Here is a 20,264-nt window from a genome sequence, read left to right as displayed (position 1 = left end):
CTCCTAATCGTATGAAATTATGTAAATCTAGCCTTACATGTGAATGTTCCCTCACATGAAAATTATATCTGATTTCTTAAACAGATTCAAAATTAATTGTTCTTTATAATTTCGCTAGATCGATTAATAATCTTTGTTCAATTTTAATTTTTCGTAAAAATTAAAATCAAATTCTACAGTATATTCATAGATTTTATTGGTGAGTAATTTTTTACGAATTATTTTCCCGTACAATATTAGGTCTTTATTATTTATTGTCAAATTGAACTTGTATATTTCAATAAAGTTTACAGGAAAGTCTGATTTGCTGACAAATTTAAGGCCACCAGCGCTCATATCAAGTATCCATATTGACTGTTTAAATTGTTCTGCACAGGAAGTTTCGGTTTCAATAATTGCCTGAATAGGATTATTAAATACGATTCTTCTAAATTCACGACGGTTAGTAGAATAATCCAAATCTAAACACCCCATTCATCAAAAAAATCCCACTGAAGGAAGATTTCTTATCATCACATAAACGAATCGAATGAAAAGCCCCTTGCTTCAAAGCTCCGACGCAGGCGAAGGATAGCTTGAGAATGAATTTGCGAGATTCTTCCCTTGGTTAGATTTAACACTTCAGCAATTTCTACTTGGGTTAATCCTTCATAATATAACAAGGAAATCACTAGCTTTTCTTTCTCTGGCATTTTATCAATACATTCAACTATTAGTCTACGGAATTCTTCCATTTGAAGCTGCTGTAATTGAGTTTCCGAATTATGATCACTAATTTGATCCAATCTGCTTTGCTCTTTCCCTTCGTCTTCATTGGCTTTTATCGGTTCATTAAGAGAAAGAAGGGTGGAAAATGATAACGCAGCCATAGACTGGTCAACTTCTTCTATAGGTATATCCAAATAGTTGCTTAGTTCCTCTTCGGAAGGAGATCTCATTAAAGTCTGCTCTAAATGACGATAGGCAGTATTTAATTTTTTGGCTTTCTCTCTTAATCCCCGCGGAACCCAATCCATCTTGCGAATCCCATCCAGCATGGCTCCTTTAATGCGCCATAATCCAAATGTTTCGAATTGATATCCTTTATTATAATCAAATTTCTGGATAGCTTCGATTAATCCGATATAGCCTAATCCGATTAAGTCCTCCTTCGAAATAATATTCTTCGGAATCGTTAGGCTCAAACGGCTAGCCATTTGCTCTACCAAATGTCCATATTGTTTTACTAGATTTTCCTGTGTTAATGAATCATCACTTTCCCGAAACTTCCTCCATAAAAGAAAATGAGGTATGGTTTCTTTGACAGCCGTTCTCAAGCTAATCCCTCCTGTTTTCACTAATTCCAATTACGTATGGTATCTACGGTTATTTCAGGATCTTTTAGGTTCCCAGCACTTTGTAACGCATCTAGTGAAAAGGCTTGGAATGATTGTTTTTCTATCGGAACTTCTTCATGATGGATTATTGAACCTGTTTTCAGCTCTATCTCGTCTTCACTATTTTGCTTCTGGTCCCAATCTGTGCTATTGATAGAGTCAACCTGATGGACTACAAATTGTAAAATGAACCCTAGAACAAAGAAGAGAAAGAAACCCATGCCTGCTCGAAATAATGAGGTTTGCCATGTGTTATTCGAATAGGAAAAAAAATAAGTAACCAATGATGCGGTTAATCCAATAAATCCATTAACTCCCCAATTAACTGACATGTGGTATTCTCCCTTTACAACGATTTACCTACAGTAAAAATTTTTTCAAAAAATCCTCGGATTCCCTTCGTTGATACAGAAGAAGGTTTTTCTAAATCAGGCAAATAGGCATAAACAATTTGTTTGATGTTTTTTGATGCTTCACAATTTGGAAACGAAATGAAAAATGGAATTTGCAATCGAACCGACTTCCAAACATGGGCGTCCTCCATCAGAAAGCCAAGTGTTTTCAAAGGCAGATTCAGAAAATTACTGCAGGCATTTTTCATAGCTCTTGAAGTTTCAACTGCTTCGCGATAGGATTGAGCACGATTAACCACCAAGTTAAATTTTGGAGATTGCTTTGTATATTGGTGAACAGTTTTAATAACTGCATAAGAATCTGCAATGGATGTAGGCTCAGGTGTGGTGACCATAATGGTCTCATCAGAAGCTACGATAAAGTCTACTAGCTCCTTAGATATTCCGGCACCTGTATCAAGTAAAATAAAATCAGCATAGGTTTGAAGCTCTTGAATTTGGCTCCAAAAAAACAAGAGCTTCTGTTGATCCAAATTTATCAGATCTTGTATCTCGAATCCGCCAGAAATATACTCTATGCCATTCACACCTTTTTCTAAAACATCCCAGATAGTTTTTTTCTGATATAAGACATCTACAAGACTATACCGCGGCATTATCCCCATGAGAATATTAATATTCGCGGTTGATAAATCTAAATCTAAGATCACAACTTTTTTGCCTACTGCTTGCAAGCCTAAAGCAAAGTTAATCGTAAAATTTGATTTACCGACCCCACCCTTTCCACTCGTAATCGTAATCATACGAGCGGAATGGTTATTTTGCTGTTCAACATTAAATCGCTGCATATATTCTCTAAGACTTTGCGCTTGATCCATATTACTTTTCCTTTCCTAATAAGTATCTCAAAAGAAGTGCTGCATCGATTGTCGTAATATCTTCTGGGACACTTTGACCATTAGTTATATAGGCTAACTGAAATGGATATTTATAAGCGATATTAAGAATTGAACCATAGCTTGTCGTTTCATCAAACTTTGTCAAAATCAGTTTTTGGACAGGACTTTTCACGAATTCATTCAACAGTATCTGCATATCTTCAAACTTTGTAGTCAAGCTTAAAACTAAATAATTATCACTCTCATGCGGATGATTTAAAAATTCATTAATCGATTCCCGGTATTGAACTTCTTTATAATTACGTCCGGTCGTATCCATATAGATTAGATCGTAATGTGCTAGTTTGGTAAGCGCCTTCTCTAATTCATCTTTCGTGCGAACCACTTCAAGCGGCACATTCAAAATCCCTGCATACGTTTTTAGTTGTTCTACCGCTGCAATTCGATAAACGTCGGTTGTAATCATGGCGACTCTACGCTTTTGTTTTAACACTTGCTCAGTAGCTAGTTTGGCAATGGTTGTAGTTTTCCCAACGCCAGTAGGTCCAATGACATTAATCATCCTTGTACTCTCTTTAACCATGTTTGACTTAGGAACTCGCTTTTCAATAATTTCTTTAACTAGGTAGGTAATTTCTTTTTCGATCACCTCATCAGTCAAATCGCTTATTGACTCATAGTTCTTAAGCATGCTGCTGACAATATACTCGACAATTTCCTCATCCACACCCTGTTTTTTTAAACGGCTTATATACTTAAATAATTTGTTAGGCATGGTATTTCCTTGACTGTCATTCATCATAAAGGTCATCATCATTTTTCGCATAGACGCCAGTTCATCTAACAAAGGATTTTCCTTTGCTAAAGATTCTGAAGGCAGTGGTGATACAGGTTTTTCTGTGACAGCAGCCGGTTGAGAATAATAATGATAAAGATCTTGCGGTTTCTTGTGGAAAACGGGATTATTTTTCTCTTCACTCTTTGGCTTTTGATTCCCCGATTTCGCTTTTAGTTCTAATGAAAATTTTGGTTCCGTACTAGCACCATCTTTTTCTATGGAGTATGCTGTTACTTCATACTTTTGTTTTGTAAAAAAACCAAACAGCCCTCCCGTCTTTATCGCCCTTGTGTTTACGATAATGGCATTATCCCCCAGTTCCTGTCTGACCATTTTTAAAGCAAGGGGCATTGAATCAGCTACGATCTTTTTCGTTTTCATATATTCACCACTCCTATACTTTGGATCTCTATATCGGGCTCCAGCTCGGTATATGCGAGAACGGGAACAGTTGGCATTATTTTATCAACAAATTGTTTTAAATACATTCGAATCGATGGAGAAGTCAGGAAAATCGGTTGACTGCCTGTTTGGATGACCCGTTCAATTTGTTGTTGTAATTCTTCGGTAATTTTTCTAGACATTTGCGGGTCCATCGATAGATAATGCACCCCTGCTTCCGTTTGTTGGATATAATCAGAAATGCCTTTCTCTAACGTCGCTCCAGCCGTTAGCACATGAATGACTCCTTCATCTGCATATTGCTCGGTAATTTGCCTTGTCAAGGATTGACGTACGTATTCAGTTAATACCCTTGGTTCCTTTGTGTAGTTGGCAAAATCTGCTAAAGTTTCAAAGATTGTTGCTAAATCACGAATCGAAATCTGTTCACGTAAAAGATTCTGTAATACCTTCTGAATATCTCCAATTGAAAGTAAGTTTGGTAGTACCTCTTCGATAAGATTTGGATGGGTTTCTTTTAAGTTTTCGATTAATTCCTTTGTTTCCTCTCTGCCTAACAACTGGTATGCATACTTTTTTAACACTTCTGTTAAATGAGTAGCTATCACGGATGATGGATCAATGATAATATAGCCCATTAGCTCGGCTTTTTGTTTCACATCAATATTCACCCAAGTGGCAGGAAGTCCAAATGCAGGCTCAGTCACATGAATGCCCTCAATCTCCTCATTATCTCCTCCTTGATTCATGGCAAGAAAATGATCAAGGTATACCTCTCCTGCGGCAATTTTGTTGCCGCGGAACTTTAAGACATATTGATTGGGTGTCAATTGCAAATTATCGCGAATGCGAATAGTAGGAATGATTAAGCCTAATTCAATTGCAAACTGTCTCCTGATCATGACAATTCGATCCAGAATGTCTCCACCTTGTTTTTGATCGGCCAATGGTATCAAACCATAACCTATCTCCAATTCCAGCGTATCTAGCTGAAGCAGGTTAACCACTTTTTCCGGACTGCTAATGTCTTCAACCTGCCTGTCATTTTCAACCAATTCATTTTGCTGTTCTTCTTTTTGCAAGGCCTTTTGCATGGAATAAGCACCGAATACCAATAAAAGTGCTATAGGCAAAGTTAAGAAAAGTCCGATCGGTGTGAAAATACCAAGAATGACAATCGTTCCTGCTACAATATAAAGCAGCTTTGGGTAATGGAAAAGCTGTTTCATTATGTCCGAACCTAACGTTCCATCCGATGCAGCGCGGGTAACTGTTATCCCAGTAGCGGTGGAAATGAGCAAGGCCGGGACTTGGCTTACTAACCCATCTCCCACGGATAACAGTGTAAAAGTACTGGCAGATTCAGCAAAGCCCATACCATGAATGACCATCCCAATAATAAATCCGCCAACGACATTAATGATAAGGATAATGATCCCTGCAATCGCATCCCCTTTGACAAATTTACTGGCACCGTCCATAGCACCGTAAAAATCAGACTCCTGTTCAACCTTCTTACGGCGGGCACGCGCTTCTTGATCACTTATTAATCCTGCGTTCATATCGGCATCAATACTCATTTGCTTTCCGGGCATTGCATCCAAAGTAAAACGAGCGGCAACTTCCGCTACCCGTTCCGACCCCTTCGTTATCACAATAAATTGAATAACAACAAGGATCAAGAATACAACAAAACCGACAACAGGACTGCCTCCAACGACGAAGGATCCAAATGTCTCAATTACTTTACCTCCATCTGCATTTGAAAGAATCGAACGAGTCGTCGACACATTCAGTGCTAAACGGAAAAGAGTAGCTATTAATAAAGCAGTTGGAAATATAGAAAAATCTAACGGTTCTTTCGTATTCATAGCCACCATTAAGATCAATAATGACAAGCTAATATTAATAATTAATAGAAAATCCAATAAGATTGTTGGCAATGGAATTATCATCATCGCGACAATCAATATAACAACAATCAAAACGGATACGTCTTTTGTTTTCAAGTCATCATCCCCTTATAGCGACCTTCCTGATAGTAAACATAAGCCAAAATCTCTCCCACTGCATTAAACATTTCTTCAGGAATAGACTCGCCGATCTCCACTGCAGCAAACAAGGCACGAGCAAGCGGTCTATTTTCTACAGTCATAATTTTATTTTGTTTGGCTATTTCTTTTATTTTTAATGCGATATGATCTTTTCCTTTGGCAATCACAACTGGCGCATCCATCGTTTCGAGATCATAGCGGATGGCCACTGCGAAGTGCGTTGGATTGGTTATGATAACATCAGCCTTCGGCACCTCTTGCATCATTCGATTCATTGATAGTTCTCGTTGTTTGGCTCTCCGTTTTCCTTTAATGAACGGGTCACCTTCCATCTTCTTAAATTCATCTTTGATATCTTGTTTCGACATCCGTATTTTTTTTTCAAATTCAAACTTTTGATAAAAATAATCTCCTGCCGCAAGAATCACCAAACTGATAGCAACAACTACCCCGATTTGAACGGTTAAAGAACCTATGAATCTAGCTGAATCCCATAAACTTTTTTGTCCGATTAATAACAATTCATCTTTCTGCTTCCAAATCATCATCCCAGCGATGGTAGAAGTAATCACAATCTTTAAAATGGACTTTAGTAATTCCACAAGGGCACGAAGGGAAAAGATTCGCTTGAATCCTTGGATTGGATTTAATTTTTCTAACTTCATTTTCACAGATTCAGGATTGAACATAAATCCAACCTGCAAATAATTAGCCGCCACACCCGCGACGAGGATGACAGCAAAAATGGGTGACACTAATTTAACTACATCCCACAACAACTGGTTAAATAAAAGTTGGACGCTGGAGGTCGAGAGATCCCACCGTAAATATTCTTTGAAACTACGACGATATATGTCAAGACATCCTGCAATTATGCTCTTTCCACTAATCATTAAAAAAGTGAAACTGAATAGTAGTGTGACGGCTTGAGCAACTTCCGGACTCTTGGCAACCTCCCCTTTTTTCCTTGTCTCTCGTCGCTTATGCGGGGTTGCTTTTTCCGTTTTTTCTCCAGAAAATAATTGCAGATCTAAACGTAGAAGCATAGTTACGCCCCCATTATTTTCAAAATAGAATTCATGGATCCGAACATGGTTTCAAAAAGTACTTTCAATAGGTAAAAGAAACCAGGCAAAACAAAAATATACATAAAAAAATGGATCAAAATCTTGACTGGAGGGAAAACAACAAACACATTCATTTGTGGCACTGTCCTTGCAATAATTCCTAAGGCCACATCCACGATAAACAACGTACCAATGAGTGGAGCGGCCATCAAAAACCCAATCATAAACATTTGCTGGACACAATCCATTAGAAAGGTCGATATTCGGCCGTCCATCCACGCTGGAACGAAGGTTTGCAATGATATCCAATCAAAACTAGCTAATATCCCTTGAATTAGAAGTTGATGACCATTGGTAGCAAGCAATACTAGGATGGCTAAAATATTTTTGAAACGTCCAGTTATTTGTGAATTTGTCCCAAATGTAGGATCAAATAGACTGGCCATTGAAAAGCCTATTAGCAGATCCAATAACGCCCCTGCTAACTGGACTGCATAAAACAAAATATTTGCAACCATTCCTAGCACAATTCCAACCATAAATTCTTTAAGAATCAATAAGACCATTTCCCCCAGAGGAAAGGAGTGAATCGGTTCATTGATTACCCCGACACATAGTACACTTAGCACCATACTCAAGCCTATCTTGTAAATGTTTGGAACTTGACGACCGGAAAATATTGGAACCGTAACCATAAATGAAGAAATTCTTACAAATACAAGTAAAAAATTCAACAAGGAAGAAGCATAAATTGTCATCACTTACCCCACAAATTTAGAGAGATTCCCTAATAAATTTTCAGTAAATTCAAGCACGTGCCGTAACATCCATGCTCCGAAGAAAAGAATAGATATGAATACAGCGATGATTTTTGGGACAAATGCTAACGTCTGTTCTTGAATTTGTGTGGTTGCTTGAAAAATACTAACTAACAAACCGACCAATAAAGCCACACCAACAACTGGAGCGATGACAATTAGAATGGTATAGACCGTCTCTTGGGCAAGTCCGATGATCATTTCAGTAGTCATGAATACACTTCCTCCTTAAAAACTCATGAGCAGTGATTGGAAAATTAAATGCCAACCATCTACCAAAATGAATAATAGGATCTTAAATGGCAATGAAATCATCACCGGCGGCAGCATCATCATCCCCATTGACATTAAGATACTTGAAACAATCATATCAATCACTAGGAACGGGATAAAAATAATAAATCCCATCTGAAAGGCTGATTTTAATTCGCTAATGGCAAAGGCAGGTACTAATGCGGTTAATGGAATATCCTTTACTTCCTTCGGTTTTTCCATCTTTGCATAATTCATAAACAGTACTAAATCTTTCTCACGTGTATGTTTGGCCATAAATTCCTTCAATGGCGTACTGCCCGCATCATAGGCTTCTTGCTGCGTCATTTCCCCAGCCAAAAACGGCTGTAAGGCCACTTTATTCATTTCAGTAAAAGTAGGGCCCATGATAAAAAAAGTCATAAATAACGATATCCCAATCAATACTTGGTTGGGGGGCATTTGCTGAGTCCCAAGGGCATTACGAACAAACCCCAGCACAACAATGATACGTGTAAAACTTGTCATTAATATAAGAATGGCAGGTGCAATGGAAAGTACCGTAATTAATAGTATAATCCGTAATGTATTTGAGACTTTATCTGGATCGCTAGAACCTATATCTATTCCAGGAAGGAGACTGGCTTCTGCAGAATAGGCAATTGATAAGAAACCTACTAAAAGAAGCGGAACAAGTATTGTTAATTTTCGAATCATTGATCCTACTCCTCCCCGTTTTCTTTCCTCATGTTTTGTAAATGCTTTTGAAAAACAGTGTTCCATCCTTTTAAGGAATCCTTAGCTAACCAATTAGAGGTGTGTCCTTCCGCTTGATTTTCATAGCTTTCAAGAAGATGTTGATATTCTTCCCCCTGAGAAATCGAGCGAAGTATCGTTACATTCTCTCCAACTCCAACGATATAAATGGTCTGACCAATGAGGAGAACCTGTAACGATTTGTTATTGCCAAGGACTTGACCACCTAAAGGGAGAACAAGACCGTTTGTTTGCATATGCCGGCTTCGCTTCGACAAAAAGCGTAACAATCCAATCAATAAAACTATGACTAAGAAAAACGAGAGTATTAATTTGATAAATAAGGGAAAAACGGTAGGTGACCCGCTATCCGCGACTTTAGTCGATGAAGGAGAGGGTTTTCCCTCCCCTTTCTGGATAGAGTCATATGCGGAAATCTCGCCGTTAGAGGTTGAACCCGCGGCAAAAATGGTGGGTTGAAATGAAAAAATATAAAAAAACAAAACAAATATGGACATGAAGCGTTTCATGATTTTCTCCTTCCATGGAGTTATTTCTAGTTGTTTAAATTTGCCGCGATAGTAGCCGCTAATTTAGCATCAGATTTCGATATTTCCGTTAAAATTTGCGAACGACTAGAGGTATTAATATTTTTCAAGAGACTCATAGCTACTTGTGAGTTCGTTCCCATCATCGTTTTTATAAGCTCAGCAGATTGAGCAGCAGGCATTCCAGCAATCGTTTCAGCTAAGATTTCTGTTGGATTTTCCTGTTTTAGTGCGAGTTCATGGACCTGTTGTTGAAGTACCATTTGATTTGTTTCATTTAGGCTTGCAATCTCCTTCAATAACAACGTTATTTGGGATGCCTTCTTAACATCCTTCATGCTGCCGATAATGCTGCCTTGCAGCTCTTGGTCCAACTGTGACATCGTTAATGCTGCTTCCTCAAGCGGCATCGATCCAATCATGGCAGCAGCCTTTGATGCTGGCATACTGGAATAAATTCCTGCGATTTGTTTCACTTTTTCCTGAACTTCTTTTGTTTGTTTATTCTCTAGCTGTTTTTGTAAATCTTCGTTACTTTTCTTTAATACCTTTATGTCATTTTGATCGGCCATTAGTTGTTTTTTCAACTCATCGATTTGTTGATCCTTTTTTTTCAAAATCGATTGGTTCTCGACATATTTACTTTTCCAATCATAAGGATCATTCGACTTTTCGTCTTTTGTAGCAGTAGAATCTGGAATGATATGGTTTACGATTGGAAGCTTATTTCCCCAATTTTGAAGTGTCTTCCATACTGGAAACCCAACAAAATCTGCGAGGAATAAAACCAATATAACGGTAATCAGTAATGAAATCACCCAGAATAATATACTCCCTAGTTTTCCGCGTTGTTTCTCATCCATTTGTTACTCTCCTCATGTCCTTCGGGTATAGCGTAAGACGGCCATTTCATCTAACATCGCTTGTTCACTCAGATCGAGCTGCTTTTGAAAAGCTTCCATTGATTTTGTCTTCCATATATTCCACATTTTTGATTCCTGATTTTTTTTGATTAGCACTTGGTGTTTTTGTTCAACTTCTTGTTGAATTTGCTGTGATTGATCTTCCAACCGCTTCATTCGAAGGCTTACATGGTCGATTTCTTGTTGAAACTCTAAAATCTCCTTGACTGTTTTTCGATCAACATCATTGTATTGTCTGAAAACATGATCTTTGACCAATTCTAACCCTTCAATCTGTTCCGCTAGTTCTAATTGGCGAAGTTTGGTTGTGCCATATTCTTGCTTTGCAATTTCCTGTTCTTTTTCTTTGACATCAAGTACTTTTTGAAAGGAAAACGTAAATTTCATCGCATCATCGCTCCAAATTGTGAAAGTAAGAAGGACTCTGCCTCCTCAAGCTGAGAAGCTTCATAAATACCTTGTCGTAAAAATTGATCCATAGTCGGCTTTAGCCGAATCGCCAAATCGATATCACGATTCGAACCTTTCTTATACGCACCAATATTGATTAAATCCTCTGCTTCATTATAGGCAGCAAGTAATTTCTTAAAGTATTGTGCTGCATTTAATTGCTCGTCAGAGATAATTTCGGTCATGACCCTGCTTGCACTATTTAACACATCAATCGAAGGAAATATTCCTTTTCCCGCAATCGCACGGTTTAGGACGATATGTCCATCGAGAATTCCTCTTACCGCATCTGCTATTGGTTCGTTCATGTCATCTCCATCCACCAGAACTGTATAAATCGCTGAAATCGATCCTTTAGGTCCAGTTCCGGCCCGTTCCAATAGTTGTGGAAGCATCGCAAACACAGAAGGAGTATACCCCTTGGTCGTAGGGGGTTCACCGATAGCTAATCCAACTTCTCTTTGTGCCATTGCAAATCGAGTGACGGAATCCATCACAAGTAATACATCCTTACCTTGGTCTCGAAAATACTCAGCAATGGAAGTCGCTGTTAAGGCACCTTTAATTCGGATAAGGGCAGGTTGATCAGAAGTCGCGACGATGACGACTGATTTTTTCAACCCTTCTTCCCCCAAATTTTGTTCAATGAAATCGAGAACTTCACGTCCTCGCTCTCCGATTAAGGCGATGACGTTCACTTCAGCTGTGGTATTTCGAGAAATCATTCCAAGAAGTGTACTTTTACCTACCCCACTCCCAGCAAAGATTCCCATTCTTTGCCCTTTACCCATTGTTAATAATCCATCAATCGTTCGTACGCCTACCCCTAAGGGAGAATGAATTCGTGGTCGACTGAGTGGATTAGGTGGAATGGAGTGCGTTGGTACTTCCTCTAAACCTAATGGTAATGGCTTTCCATCGATAGGGTTTCCTAAACCATCCAGAATCCGTCCTAACAATTGGCTGCCGGCCTTAACTTTCATTGGTTTCCCGCTTGCGACTACATCACATCCTGGACCGATGGAGCGCACTTCACCGAGAGGCATGAGCAGCACTTTATTCTCCTTAATACCAACAACCTCTGCTTGAATGGGAGTCTGTGATTGAGAAGGATAAATCGAACATAGTTCGCCAATTCTAACGTCAGGACCTTGAGATTCAATTGTAAGTCCAATTATTTGGGTTATCTTACCATTAACTCTTACTGGGTCAATATTTCTAATGAGCTTACTATAGTTCTCAACTGATAATCCCACGATCCGGCTCCCTTCTAACATCTAGAATGACCCTTTTGATTTCCTCAATTTGGGTATCAATACGAGCATCGACACTGCCGTAAGCAGTTCGTATAATACACCCTCTTTCTGAAACGGAATGGTCCGGTATGATTTTAATTTCTGTTTCCCCATTAACAACAGCAATTAGGTGGTCACGCTGTGAATGAATGAAATCAAAATCATCAGGATGAACACAGACCGTAATTGACTCTTTTTCTTTAAAGCGAAGTATATGCTGTTTAATTAACTCGACAAATTGATCAGGATGACTTTCTAATTCCTTTTTTATTATTTGAGAAGCAATAACCGTACTCAACTCCAGTAAAAACGGCTCTGCTTCTGAGATAATCGAATCCTTTTGTTCATAGGCTTGTAGTAACAATTGTTGAACCTGATCTAATTTCCCTTGATATTCTTGTTGAATCTGCGTTTTAGCTTCTTGTTTCCCAGTGATTAACCCTTCTTCAAATCCTTGCTGTTTCGCTTCTAATGATAACGCCTCTAATTTCTGTTGGTTTTCTTCCCACCATAGGTTGATTTTATCTGTCGTAGAGGCTTCTATTGAACGGGCATTTTGCTCGGCCATCTCGATCATTGTCTGCGCTTCTGCTTTTGCCGCCTGAATCACTTGGTTAGCTTGAAACGTATCATCAGCTTCAACGCCATCATTCGTTGTATTTCCATCCATTGCTTCAACATTTATTTGGGATGGAAGAAGCGGCTGGGTAATAACTTTCACTTCTTCCATCAATGATAGATTAGTAGCCTTAAAAACTTTAGAATAAGATGCCATCAGTTCCACCTCGAGCAATGACAATCTCTCCAGCTTCCTCTAAGCGGCGAATAACAAACACAATTCTTCCCTGCGCTTCCTCAACATCTTTAACTCTGACTGGTCCGAGAAATTGCATTTCTTCTTCGAACGTTTCAACCATTCTTTCTGACATGTTTTCATAAATAACTTTTTTGACCTCTGGACTGGCGGCCTTCATTGCAAGGAGTAAATCATGATTCTCAACTTCCTGAATAACACGCTGAATCGCACGTCGATCGAGATTAATGATATCCTCAAATAGAAACATTCGTTTCTTGATTTCTTCAACCAAGGCCTCATCTTTCGTACCCAGGTGTTCCAAAATACCTTTTTCCGTTCCGCGGTCAACGCCGTTTAAGATACTGACAATCGATTCAATTCCTCCAACCACAGTAAAGTCCTCACGGATGGTAGAGGCTAACTTTTGTTCTAAAATATTTTCTACTTCCTTAATCACATCAGGTGAAGTTTGCTCTAACAATGCAATTCGTCTAGCAACATCGTATTGAAGTTCACTAGGCAGTGATGAAAGAATCATTGATGCTTGTTGTGTCTCTAAATGGGCTAAAACTAAAGCAATCGTTTGCGGATGCTCGTTTTGTAAGAATTGATAGATTTGCATTGCATCGATGCGGCGTGCAAACTCAAAAGGCTTAACCTGGAGTTGTGATGTTAATCGATGAATGATCTGTTTGGCTCGATCCGAACCCAGCGCAGATTCCAACACATCCTGCGCAAAGCTGATTCCCCCCGTTGCTAAATAATCTTGGGCAATGCACATTTGATGGAACTCTTCCAATACCTCTTCTTTTTCCTTGGCATCCACTTTATGAATATTAGCGATTGCAAGGGTAAGCTGATCAATCTCTTCCTCAGGCAAATGTTTGAACACCTTTGTGGAAGCATCCCTTCCCATCGAAATGAGCAATATCGCTGCTTTTTGTTTTCCGGTCAACTTTAATGCTGTTGCCATGGAACTCACCCCTCGTCTTCATGTAGCAGTGTTCGAATCACTTTAGAGAAATCTTCAGGTCTTTGATTAAGCAATTTCTTTAATTGACTTTCCACACCCATATCTTGTTCTGCAAAATAATCTGGTTCTTCGACTTTGGCTGTAAAATTCATTTCCTCTTCTTCATCGAATTGATTTTGTTTTCTTCGACTTACTAGCCACCAGATTAACCCGCCGACCAATAGTAACCCTAAAGCTATTCCACCAGCAATATTTAGCCAATTCGACTTAGTTTCACTCTCACTATTGGTGCTTGCAGCAAATGTGTGTGGGAAAATCGTAATCCGTTGATCAATCTCTTCTTGGGTTAAATCAGGATGTCCAAGTGCCGTTCGTACTGTATTTGCAATAATGTTTTGAATGTTATCTTGTGCCGCCTTCGGTAACTTATTAGGATTTTCGGGATCTGCCTCGACACCAACATTTATCGTAATATCTTCTATTTGATATGGGCTCTTTATGATCTCGTTGTTAATTCGGTTGACCTCATAGTTCACCTTGTTATTCGACTCTTCATAACTACTGTCCCCTGCTGTGTCAGCACCTGGGTATCCAGGAACATCCGTTTCACCAGTTCCCACGACACCTCCAGGATTTGAACCTGTCCCAGTAGCTGACTTTGAGCTTTTTTCCGAGCTTATTACAATACCATTATTATTTTGATCTACTGGTTTTACTAACTGTTCTTCTGTTTTAACCTTATCAAAATTCATTTTTAAAAAGGTATGTACATATACTTTTTTGTCGCCAAGGATCGTCCCTAGCATTCCTTGCAGGCTCTGTTGAATATCCCGTTCCAAATTTTGCTGTATTTTTCGCTGTTCCTCGTACTTATCAACTGTCTGATCCTCATTATTTGCATCTTTAAGAGCTAATGTCTCACTGTACTGGTTCATGATGGTTATGTTTTCGAGTGGAAGTTTCGGTACACTGCGTGAAACTAAAGTGTAAAGCGCTCGTATTTGTTGTGAATTAAGTTGTACCCCTGGTTCTACTTCTACCATCACAGAAGCACTGGCTGTTTGATCTTGATCCTGTTTGATAAACACCGATTCTTCAGGTAAGGTCAAAATGACTTCTGCGTTTTTAATTCCATCTACATGTGTAAGAACATCCGCCACTTGATTTTGCATCGCTTCACGTTCAAGTATGTCGAATTGTTTATCTGTCGCTCCGAATGAGAGATTTTCCCCAAAAATTTCATAATTAATTTTGTTATCTTTTGGATATCCCTTGGAAGCAAGATCCACTACTAAATCAGATGCAGCTTTCTTTGGAACAAGTAACATCGTTCCATTTTCAGATATTTTATAATCAGTTTGCCCTTGTTTATCCAATTCTGCTTTAATGTCCCCCACTTCCCGCTGTGTCAATTGACCGTTATACAGCGGTACATATTCAGTACGGGAAGAAAAATAGATAAAAGTGGATAGGGCTGCAATAAGAAATAAGAAAGTCCCTATGAAGAGGACTTTTTGATTCCTACTTCTCATCTTCCAATAATCATTAAATTTCTCTCCGGTATGTTTGATTTGCTCTATCCATGATCGATTCATTTCTCACCCTGCCCAGCTTTCCATCATTCTTTATATTTGCATTCGCATCATTTCTTGATATGCTTCCACAGCCTTATCTCTAATGGTGACCGTGAGTTCCAAAGCTAATTGCGCCTTTTGTGATGCAATCATGACATCATGAATATTATCAACTTCACCTGCAGCTACTTTTGTAGAAAGATCTTGTGCTTGCTTCACGGTGCTATCCACATTCTCCAAATATCCTTGAAGAACGTTTGAAAATGACGTTTTAGGTTTGGCAGTTTCTACATTTTGGAATGGATTTTGATTAATTTTGATTAATTCACTACCTACATTAGATACATTCATTTATATCCCTCCTAACGACCAATTTCTAGTGCTTTTAACATCATTGATTTTCCAGAATTGAATGCCGTTACATTCGCTTCATAGGATCTAGATGCTGCGAGCATATCAACCATTTCCTTTGACAGGTCGACATTTGGCATCATGACATAGCCGTCAGCATTTGCATCTGGGTTGGTGGGATCATAGACCGTCTTAAAAGGTGTTTGATCCTCGATAATTCCAGTCACCCTTACCCCTTGCATGGCAGGATTAGACCCAGTTTGTTTTTGCAATTCCCCTTGTAAAACTTGATTAAACGATTTCTCTCTTGGTTCCATCACAACCATTTTTCGACGATAGGGTTCCCATACACCATTTACGAATTTTCCTCTTGTAGTAGAGGCGTTAGCTATATTGGAAGAGCTTACATCCATCCTTAACCTTCCAGCGGTTAGAGCAGATGCACTAATATTTAAAGAATCAAACATCGCTTCTAACTCCTTCCTTTGATGGAAATTGATAATTGGTTAAATTGGCTAGTAAGCTGCTGAGTTAGCGTATAGTACCACAATGAATTATTTCCCATCTGAGTCATTTCATTGTCGATATCAACGTTGTTGCCATTGTTTTGCATAACTGTATCCGAATTCTCCACAGTCTGGGCCATAGGAATGGCACCGGATTTCCCAATCACAACATGACGAGGGTCCGTCCGTTTTCCTACAAAATTTGTTTGATTAGATAATTGTTGCTTTAATATATCCTCAAACACCACATGCTTAGAATTATAACCAGGAGTTTCCGCATTTGCTATATTATTTGATATGACCTGTTGACGAAGACTAGAAGCATTTAATGCTGAATGCAGGATGCCGATATTATTCAAGATGAGGACTCTCCTTTCCATCTCAAGAGAATTTTTTGATTATTTTTGATAAAACATCAAAAACAAAGAACTTTCTACATCAATATACTAAAAAAAGGGTTGTTTTGCCAGGTTTTTTTTCTTACCTGATGTCCTTTTCAAATTTTGTTATACTCTAAGCTGTTCAAAAAACTTGTTCACCCCTACTACCCAATTATTATTTAGGCCGGTTGGATCATTCTCGGCTCCTATCGGTGCGTACTTCGACCCAATCTTTGAAATACTTGTTAAGCCCTGTCCTAAATAATTCTTACTTAAATTGCGAGCCATATCCATTATGCTATCTTCGATTGAAGAGTACGATTTCAAACCATTAACACCCATCATCCCAGCAACATTATTTTTTTCTGCAGCGGCACGGGATTTCCCGTTTCCGGTTTCATGTTGAGCAATGGCAGTCAATAATGCTGGATTGATATTATACCGGTTTCCCGCGCGAACAAAAACTTCACCCATTCCCTTTAATTTCCCATCCAATACTTGATTTATCTTTTCCGGGTCTATTAATTGGAAACGTAATGGTTCATTCCCATTCAATGACACATTTTGATTACTCAAATTAGGGTCCGCAGCTGAAATAATATTAGGAATAATAGAATTAATTTGAGGTTTTACTGTCGATTGACTCTCCTGTTGTTTCAATAGTTGATTTAAGACTGAAGCAAATAGATTGTGCCCATCAGAAGTGGATCCTGCCATCTGCGAACGTAGTTTTTCAGTCCTGGATAAAGTATTAATCAGCATTGTTTGGGTAAACCAATTATCACTGGTAATCAATAGATTACATCCTTTCTTCCAATATATTCAAAGTAGCAAAAATTAATCCAAAACACCCATTAATTTTTTTCTAGCTATATTTTCCTAGAAAGTATTATATAGTTCTTTCAAACATCCCGCTAACGTCTCCCAAAAATTCTTCTGAAAGCTTAGAAATATGTATTAGTTGGCCATCTTCTATTTTAGCTTCTACTAAAATAATTGTGTTTGAATCCTGTTTTTGCTTCATTGCAAAAATCTGCTTTTCCTTGTAGACCAAATTTTTCACCAAATAATAAGTGTCATTAATTGGGTTCCCCATAGTTATTTTAATAGGTTTTTCGAAGTATGGTTTCATCTTTTTATACTCCATAAAATTATAAACCTTACCATACACTCGATTGTCTGTTATTGCTTGCTGTTGGAACATGAATACCTTCCTCTCGATCAAACTGGATATTTTAGAGTACGATGGTTTTTTCTTTGCTTAGGCAAAAAAATAACCTCGCCTTTACCAAAAGGGAGGTGATAGAGAAAAAAATCTACGCAGAGTAAATAAACAACCTAGCTAGACATTTTACCTATTTCAAATCCTTAATCTTTTGGTAACTGGCTGACATAGTGCAAATGCACCTTAGTCCCTATAGCTTTGCGACACTGATTTTCATCAGCTATGCCTTTTCGAGATAATTATTTGTAAATATTATACTAATCTCTAAATAAATCATAGAATGTTTTTGTAATATCGAATATACTACTATTTTATCATTTTATGTCGAAATTACTAGTCCAAAAGTTTCATTTTCAAAAATATACCCATAAAAAATTCATATTTTTATCGAAAATAGTCCTATTAATCATTCCTACGGGCCAAATAAGCTAGAGTTAGTCTTTTATTTTTTGATTTTTTTACAAAAAAAAATGCATGAATCACTCATTTCGTCATGTGTGATCACGCACTAAAATTACTTTTTGGAATCTAAAAATACACCGTCTGTTTGTTTTAGATAGGGGCGATATTTTTGGGAAGCTTGTTTATTCTGCTTTATTTGATTTAGAGAGTTCTGTGTTTCGGCTATATTTTCTCTTAATAGGAAAGTCAAACGTTGATCAAGACAACGAGCTTCTTCCAACAATTGTTTGTCTTTAGCTGAATAATGGTAGTCGGGATTTTCAAACCTGAACCTATCAACCTTCATCATTATAGAATTCCGATTATTTAATAATTGATCAAATTCTGCAAAATTTTCTCCATTTAAGGCATGATGCATGTTTATCGTTATTTCATAAATGTCTGTAATTAATTCGTTCATAGGTATACCAAACCTTAATTATTAGTTTTCTTTTGATCCATAGCGGTTGTCCAAGCTTCCGCTAATTCCAGAGCATACCCTTCCACTTCTTCTAATAAGTCAAGTTTTTTATTAATGTTGGCCTCAATTAAACGAGATTTCATATATTCATATAAAGAATACAACGAATCAGAGATGGTGTACTCTTTTTTCAAAGTCACCATTAACTCACTCACAATATCTTGGGCTCTTAGGTTGTAACTGTGACTTTCCTCAAGTTTGTTTTGTTGAAGAGCTGTTTTGGATAAACGGATGAATTTAACCATACCTTGATATAACATAAGGGTCAATTCTTCTGGTTTAGAAGTAATAACCGCTTGTTTTTGATAAGTTTGATAAGGATTGCTAAATGCCATGTTTGATTTTCTCCTTTTAAAATCCACTGCGTTCTATTATTATATATCGGAAAAACCGAAAAATAGTTAAGGAGATGAGATAAAAATAATTTGATGTTTAATGGCTGTTCTTTCTAAAAACTTAGCCGCTGACTTTAAGAACTACTCCGAAGCTGTCAATGATGTAGTTAAGCCTTTGATTGTACGATTTCAGTTGTTGTATTTTTGCAGCATCTCCTAATTGGTTAAAGGCAGTAATCTCCTTTGCCAGCTTAGCAACCTCTAATTGCAATTCATCATTACGCTTTTTCTCCTGAATGAATTGTTGTTCCTTTTTCTTTAACTGCTCACGAATTGCTTCTTTTTCAAGATTGATTTCTGATTTCATACTTTCAATTTGTTGAACCGCATCCTGATTCTGAAGCGCCATGTTTGTAAGATGATATAAACTTTTAAAAAGTTCGTTTAAATTAATCCCAGGAAGTTGTTGCACATTGGTTATTAGCCCCGATAATATGTCGAGCAAATCATCATGATCTTGCGCAGATGTCATCTGATGTACTTGTGGCGCAGTCTGCGTATCCCCTATTACTTCTGTAGCTAACACAGGAACGTTCTTCTCAGTAATCGTAATAAATTGATAGCCATTTTGATTGGCATCTTCTTCTTTAGCCTTTGCCTTGATAATGGAATAATATTTATAATTAACTGACTGATATCCACGATCTAAAACTTTAGCTGCTTCCTCTAATATTTCTGTAATATTTAGAGCACCTTCTTCTTGTCGTTCCTTAATATATTGAAACAAAAACTCAATTTCATTTTTGCTCCATTTACGATTAACTTTTTTGGAATCATCAAGAATCTGGGTAGAATTTTCAGCGTTATTCATTCTTAACATCACAAAATGATTATAATAAAAAATTAATGATCCAGCACGTAAGCCGTTGTTAGATTCCAAATTTTGAATGAAATCTTGTTCTGATGGTCCTACTTCTTGATTGATTATCGCTTCTTTCATCTGAAATATTGCAGATTTAAAACTCATTAGAATACCTCCAAAATGAATATGAGATTTGAACATACTTGGTTTTACAAACTTTTTTGCCCATCTACAAAAAGGTAAAACTAATTTTGACATTTTCAAACTCTCTTCATATCTGATGTTTTATTATATGTATCGCTCTTATGA

At 37.7% G+C, this 20,264-nt stretch carries 26 protein-coding genes and 1 riboswitch; of the genes, 1 reads left to right on the top strand and 25 read right to left on the bottom strand.

Annotated elements, in window-relative coordinates:
* Positions 1–123: 123 nt before the first annotated feature.
* From V7150_RS24340 to V7150_RS24290, 11 genes are read right to left on the bottom strand one after another with little or no spacing between them, the layout of a single operon-like run.
* Complete coding sequence (locus V7150_RS24340; protein WP_335523393.1) at positions 124–459, bottom strand: PilZ domain-containing protein; 336 nt, start codon at positions 457–459, stop codon at positions 124–126.
* Positions 460–512: 53 nt separating this feature from the next.
* The gene (locus tag V7150_RS24335; protein WP_335523390.1) at positions 513–1,316 is read right to left on the bottom strand and encodes a sigma-70 family RNA polymerase sigma factor; all 804 of its coding nucleotides are present in this window, start codon (positions 1,314–1,316) and stop codon (positions 513–515) included.
* 20 nt (positions 1,317–1,336) lie between these two features.
* Positions 1,337–1,708, bottom strand: a complete 372-nt coding sequence (locus V7150_RS24330; protein ID WP_335523389.1) for a hypothetical protein — start codon at positions 1,706–1,708, stop codon at positions 1,337–1,339.
* Positions 1,709–1,722: 14 nt separating this feature from the next.
* Complete coding sequence (locus V7150_RS24325; protein ID WP_335523387.1) at positions 1,723–2,607, bottom strand: MinD/ParA family protein; 885 nt, start codon at positions 2,605–2,607, stop codon at positions 1,723–1,725.
* 1 nt (position 2,608) lies between these two features.
* Entirely contained in the window at positions 2,609–3,847 is a 1,239-nt protein-coding gene (gene flhF, locus V7150_RS24320) for a flagellar biosynthesis protein FlhF (protein WP_335523385.1), read from the bottom strand.
* Complete coding sequence (flhA, locus tag V7150_RS24315) at positions 3,844–5,877, bottom strand: flagellar biosynthesis protein FlhA (RefSeq protein ID WP_335523383.1); 2,034 nt, start codon at positions 5,875–5,877, stop codon at positions 3,844–3,846. Before flhA ends, flhF begins: the two co-directional genes overlap by 4 nt.
* Positions 5,874–6,968, bottom strand: coding sequence for a flagellar biosynthesis protein FlhB (flhB, locus tag V7150_RS24310; RefSeq protein WP_335523382.1), 1,095 nt, complete (start codon positions 6,966–6,968; stop codon positions 5,874–5,876). Before flhB ends, flhA begins: the two co-directional genes overlap by 4 nt.
* Before the next feature lie 2 nt (positions 6,969–6,970).
* Positions 6,971–7,747, bottom strand: a complete 777-nt coding sequence (fliR, locus tag V7150_RS24305) for a flagellar biosynthetic protein FliR (RefSeq protein ID WP_335523380.1) — start codon at positions 7,745–7,747, stop codon at positions 6,971–6,973.
* A 3-nt stretch (positions 7,748–7,750) separates the two neighbouring features.
* Positions 7,751–8,020, bottom strand: coding sequence for a flagellar biosynthesis protein FliQ (gene fliQ, locus V7150_RS24300; RefSeq protein WP_283923038.1), 270 nt, complete (start codon positions 8,018–8,020; stop codon positions 7,751–7,753).
* A 15-nt stretch (positions 8,021–8,035) separates the two neighbouring features.
* Positions 8,036–8,776: a flagellar type III secretion system pore protein FliP gene (gene fliP, locus V7150_RS24295; protein ID WP_420490327.1), complete on the bottom strand. Its 741-nt coding sequence runs from the start codon at positions 8,774–8,776 to the stop codon at positions 8,036–8,038.
* Between the two features lie 5 nt (positions 8,777–8,781).
* Positions 8,782–9,072, bottom strand: a complete 291-nt coding sequence (locus V7150_RS24290; RefSeq protein ID WP_335523375.1) for a flagellar biosynthetic protein FliO — start codon at positions 9,070–9,072, stop codon at positions 8,782–8,784.
* A 49-nt stretch (positions 9,073–9,121) separates the two neighbouring features.
* Here V7150_RS24290 and V7150_RS24285 point away from each other — a divergent pair, with 49 nt between their 5' ends.
* A complete protein-coding gene (locus V7150_RS24285) occupies positions 9,122–9,295 on the top strand; it encodes a hypothetical protein (RefSeq protein ID WP_335523372.1) in 174 nt (57 codons plus the stop codon).
* Between the two features lie 76 nt (positions 9,296–9,371).
* On the opposite strand, the gene V7150_RS24280 is transcribed toward V7150_RS24285, so the two are convergent.
* The 14 genes from V7150_RS24280 to V7150_RS24215 form a co-directional block, all read right to left on the bottom strand.
* Positions 9,372–10,226, bottom strand: a complete 855-nt coding sequence (locus tag V7150_RS24280; protein WP_335523370.1) for a MotE family protein — start codon at positions 10,224–10,226, stop codon at positions 9,372–9,374.
* Between the two features lie 12 nt (positions 10,227–10,238).
* Complete coding sequence (gene fliJ, locus V7150_RS24275) at positions 10,239–10,673, bottom strand: flagellar export protein FliJ (RefSeq protein WP_335523367.1); 435 nt, start codon at positions 10,671–10,673, stop codon at positions 10,239–10,241.
* Entirely contained in the window at positions 10,670–12,013 is a 1,344-nt protein-coding gene (gene fliI / locus V7150_RS24270; protein ID WP_335523364.1) for a flagellar protein export ATPase FliI, read from the bottom strand. Before fliI ends, fliJ begins: the two co-directional genes overlap by 4 nt.
* Positions 11,976–12,806, bottom strand: coding sequence for a FliH/SctL family protein (locus V7150_RS24265; protein WP_335523361.1), 831 nt, complete (start codon positions 12,804–12,806; stop codon positions 11,976–11,978). Before V7150_RS24265 ends, fliI begins: the two co-directional genes overlap by 38 nt.
* Complete coding sequence (gene fliG / locus V7150_RS24260; RefSeq protein WP_335523359.1) at positions 12,790–13,800, bottom strand: flagellar motor switch protein FliG; 1,011 nt, start codon at positions 13,798–13,800, stop codon at positions 12,790–12,792. The genes V7150_RS24265 and fliG overlap by 17 nt, the downstream gene beginning before the upstream one ends.
* A gap of 5 nt (positions 13,801–13,805) precedes the next feature.
* Positions 13,806–15,395, bottom strand: a complete 1,590-nt coding sequence (gene fliF / locus V7150_RS24255; RefSeq protein ID WP_335523356.1) for a flagellar basal-body MS-ring/collar protein FliF — start codon at positions 15,393–15,395, stop codon at positions 13,806–13,808.
* 30 nt (positions 15,396–15,425) lie between these two features.
* The gene (gene fliE / locus V7150_RS24250; protein WP_335523354.1) at positions 15,426–15,725 is read right to left on the bottom strand and encodes a flagellar hook-basal body complex protein FliE; all 300 of its coding nucleotides are present in this window, start codon (positions 15,723–15,725) and stop codon (positions 15,426–15,428) included.
* Positions 15,726–15,736: 11 nt separating this feature from the next.
* Positions 15,737–16,192, bottom strand: coding sequence for a flagellar basal body rod protein FlgC (gene flgC / locus V7150_RS24245; protein WP_335523352.1), 456 nt, complete (start codon positions 16,190–16,192; stop codon positions 15,737–15,739).
* Between the two features lie 5 nt (positions 16,193–16,197).
* Positions 16,198–16,611 carry a flagellar basal body rod protein FlgB gene (gene flgB, locus V7150_RS24240; RefSeq protein WP_335523350.1) on the bottom strand — a complete coding sequence of 138 codons (414 nt, stop codon included), beginning with the start codon at positions 16,609–16,611 and terminating at the stop codon, positions 16,198–16,200.
* A 126-nt stretch (positions 16,612–16,737) separates the two neighbouring features.
* On the bottom strand, positions 16,738–17,406 hold the full coding sequence (locus tag V7150_RS24235; RefSeq protein WP_335523349.1) for a glucosaminidase domain-containing protein: 669 nt from the start codon (positions 17,404–17,406) through the stop codon (positions 16,738–16,740).
* A gap of 94 nt (positions 17,407–17,500) precedes the next feature.
* The gene (locus tag V7150_RS24230) at positions 17,501–17,815 is read right to left on the bottom strand and encodes a hypothetical protein (RefSeq protein WP_335523347.1); all 315 of its coding nucleotides are present in this window, start codon (positions 17,813–17,815) and stop codon (positions 17,501–17,503) included.
* A gap of 171 nt (positions 17,816–17,986) precedes the next feature.
* A riboswitch (cyclic di-GMP riboswitch) is annotated at positions 17,987–18,073 on the bottom strand.
* Positions 18,074–18,350: 277 nt separating this feature from the next.
* Positions 18,351–18,698 carry a hypothetical protein gene (locus tag V7150_RS24225; protein ID WP_335523345.1) on the bottom strand — a complete coding sequence of 116 codons (348 nt, stop codon included), beginning with the start codon at positions 18,696–18,698 and terminating at the stop codon, positions 18,351–18,353.
* A 14-nt stretch (positions 18,699–18,712) separates the two neighbouring features.
* The gene (gene fliS, locus V7150_RS24220; RefSeq protein WP_335523343.1) at positions 18,713–19,093 is read right to left on the bottom strand and encodes a flagellar export chaperone FliS; all 381 of its coding nucleotides are present in this window, start codon (positions 19,091–19,093) and stop codon (positions 18,713–18,715) included.
* Between the two features lie 121 nt (positions 19,094–19,214).
* Positions 19,215–20,213: a hypothetical protein gene (locus tag V7150_RS24215; RefSeq protein WP_335523342.1), complete on the bottom strand. Its 999-nt coding sequence runs from the start codon at positions 20,211–20,213 to the stop codon at positions 19,215–19,217.
* Between the last annotated feature and the right edge of the window lie 51 nt (positions 20,214–20,264).

The sequence above is a fragment of the Neobacillus drentensis genome (genome assembly GCF_036965245.1).
Lineage (GTDB): Bacteria > Bacillota > Bacilli > Bacillales > Cytobacillaceae > Neobacillus > Neobacillus drentensis_G.
Note: the sequence above shows the minus strand (reverse complement) of the source record. Positions and strands in the feature narration are given on the sequence as shown.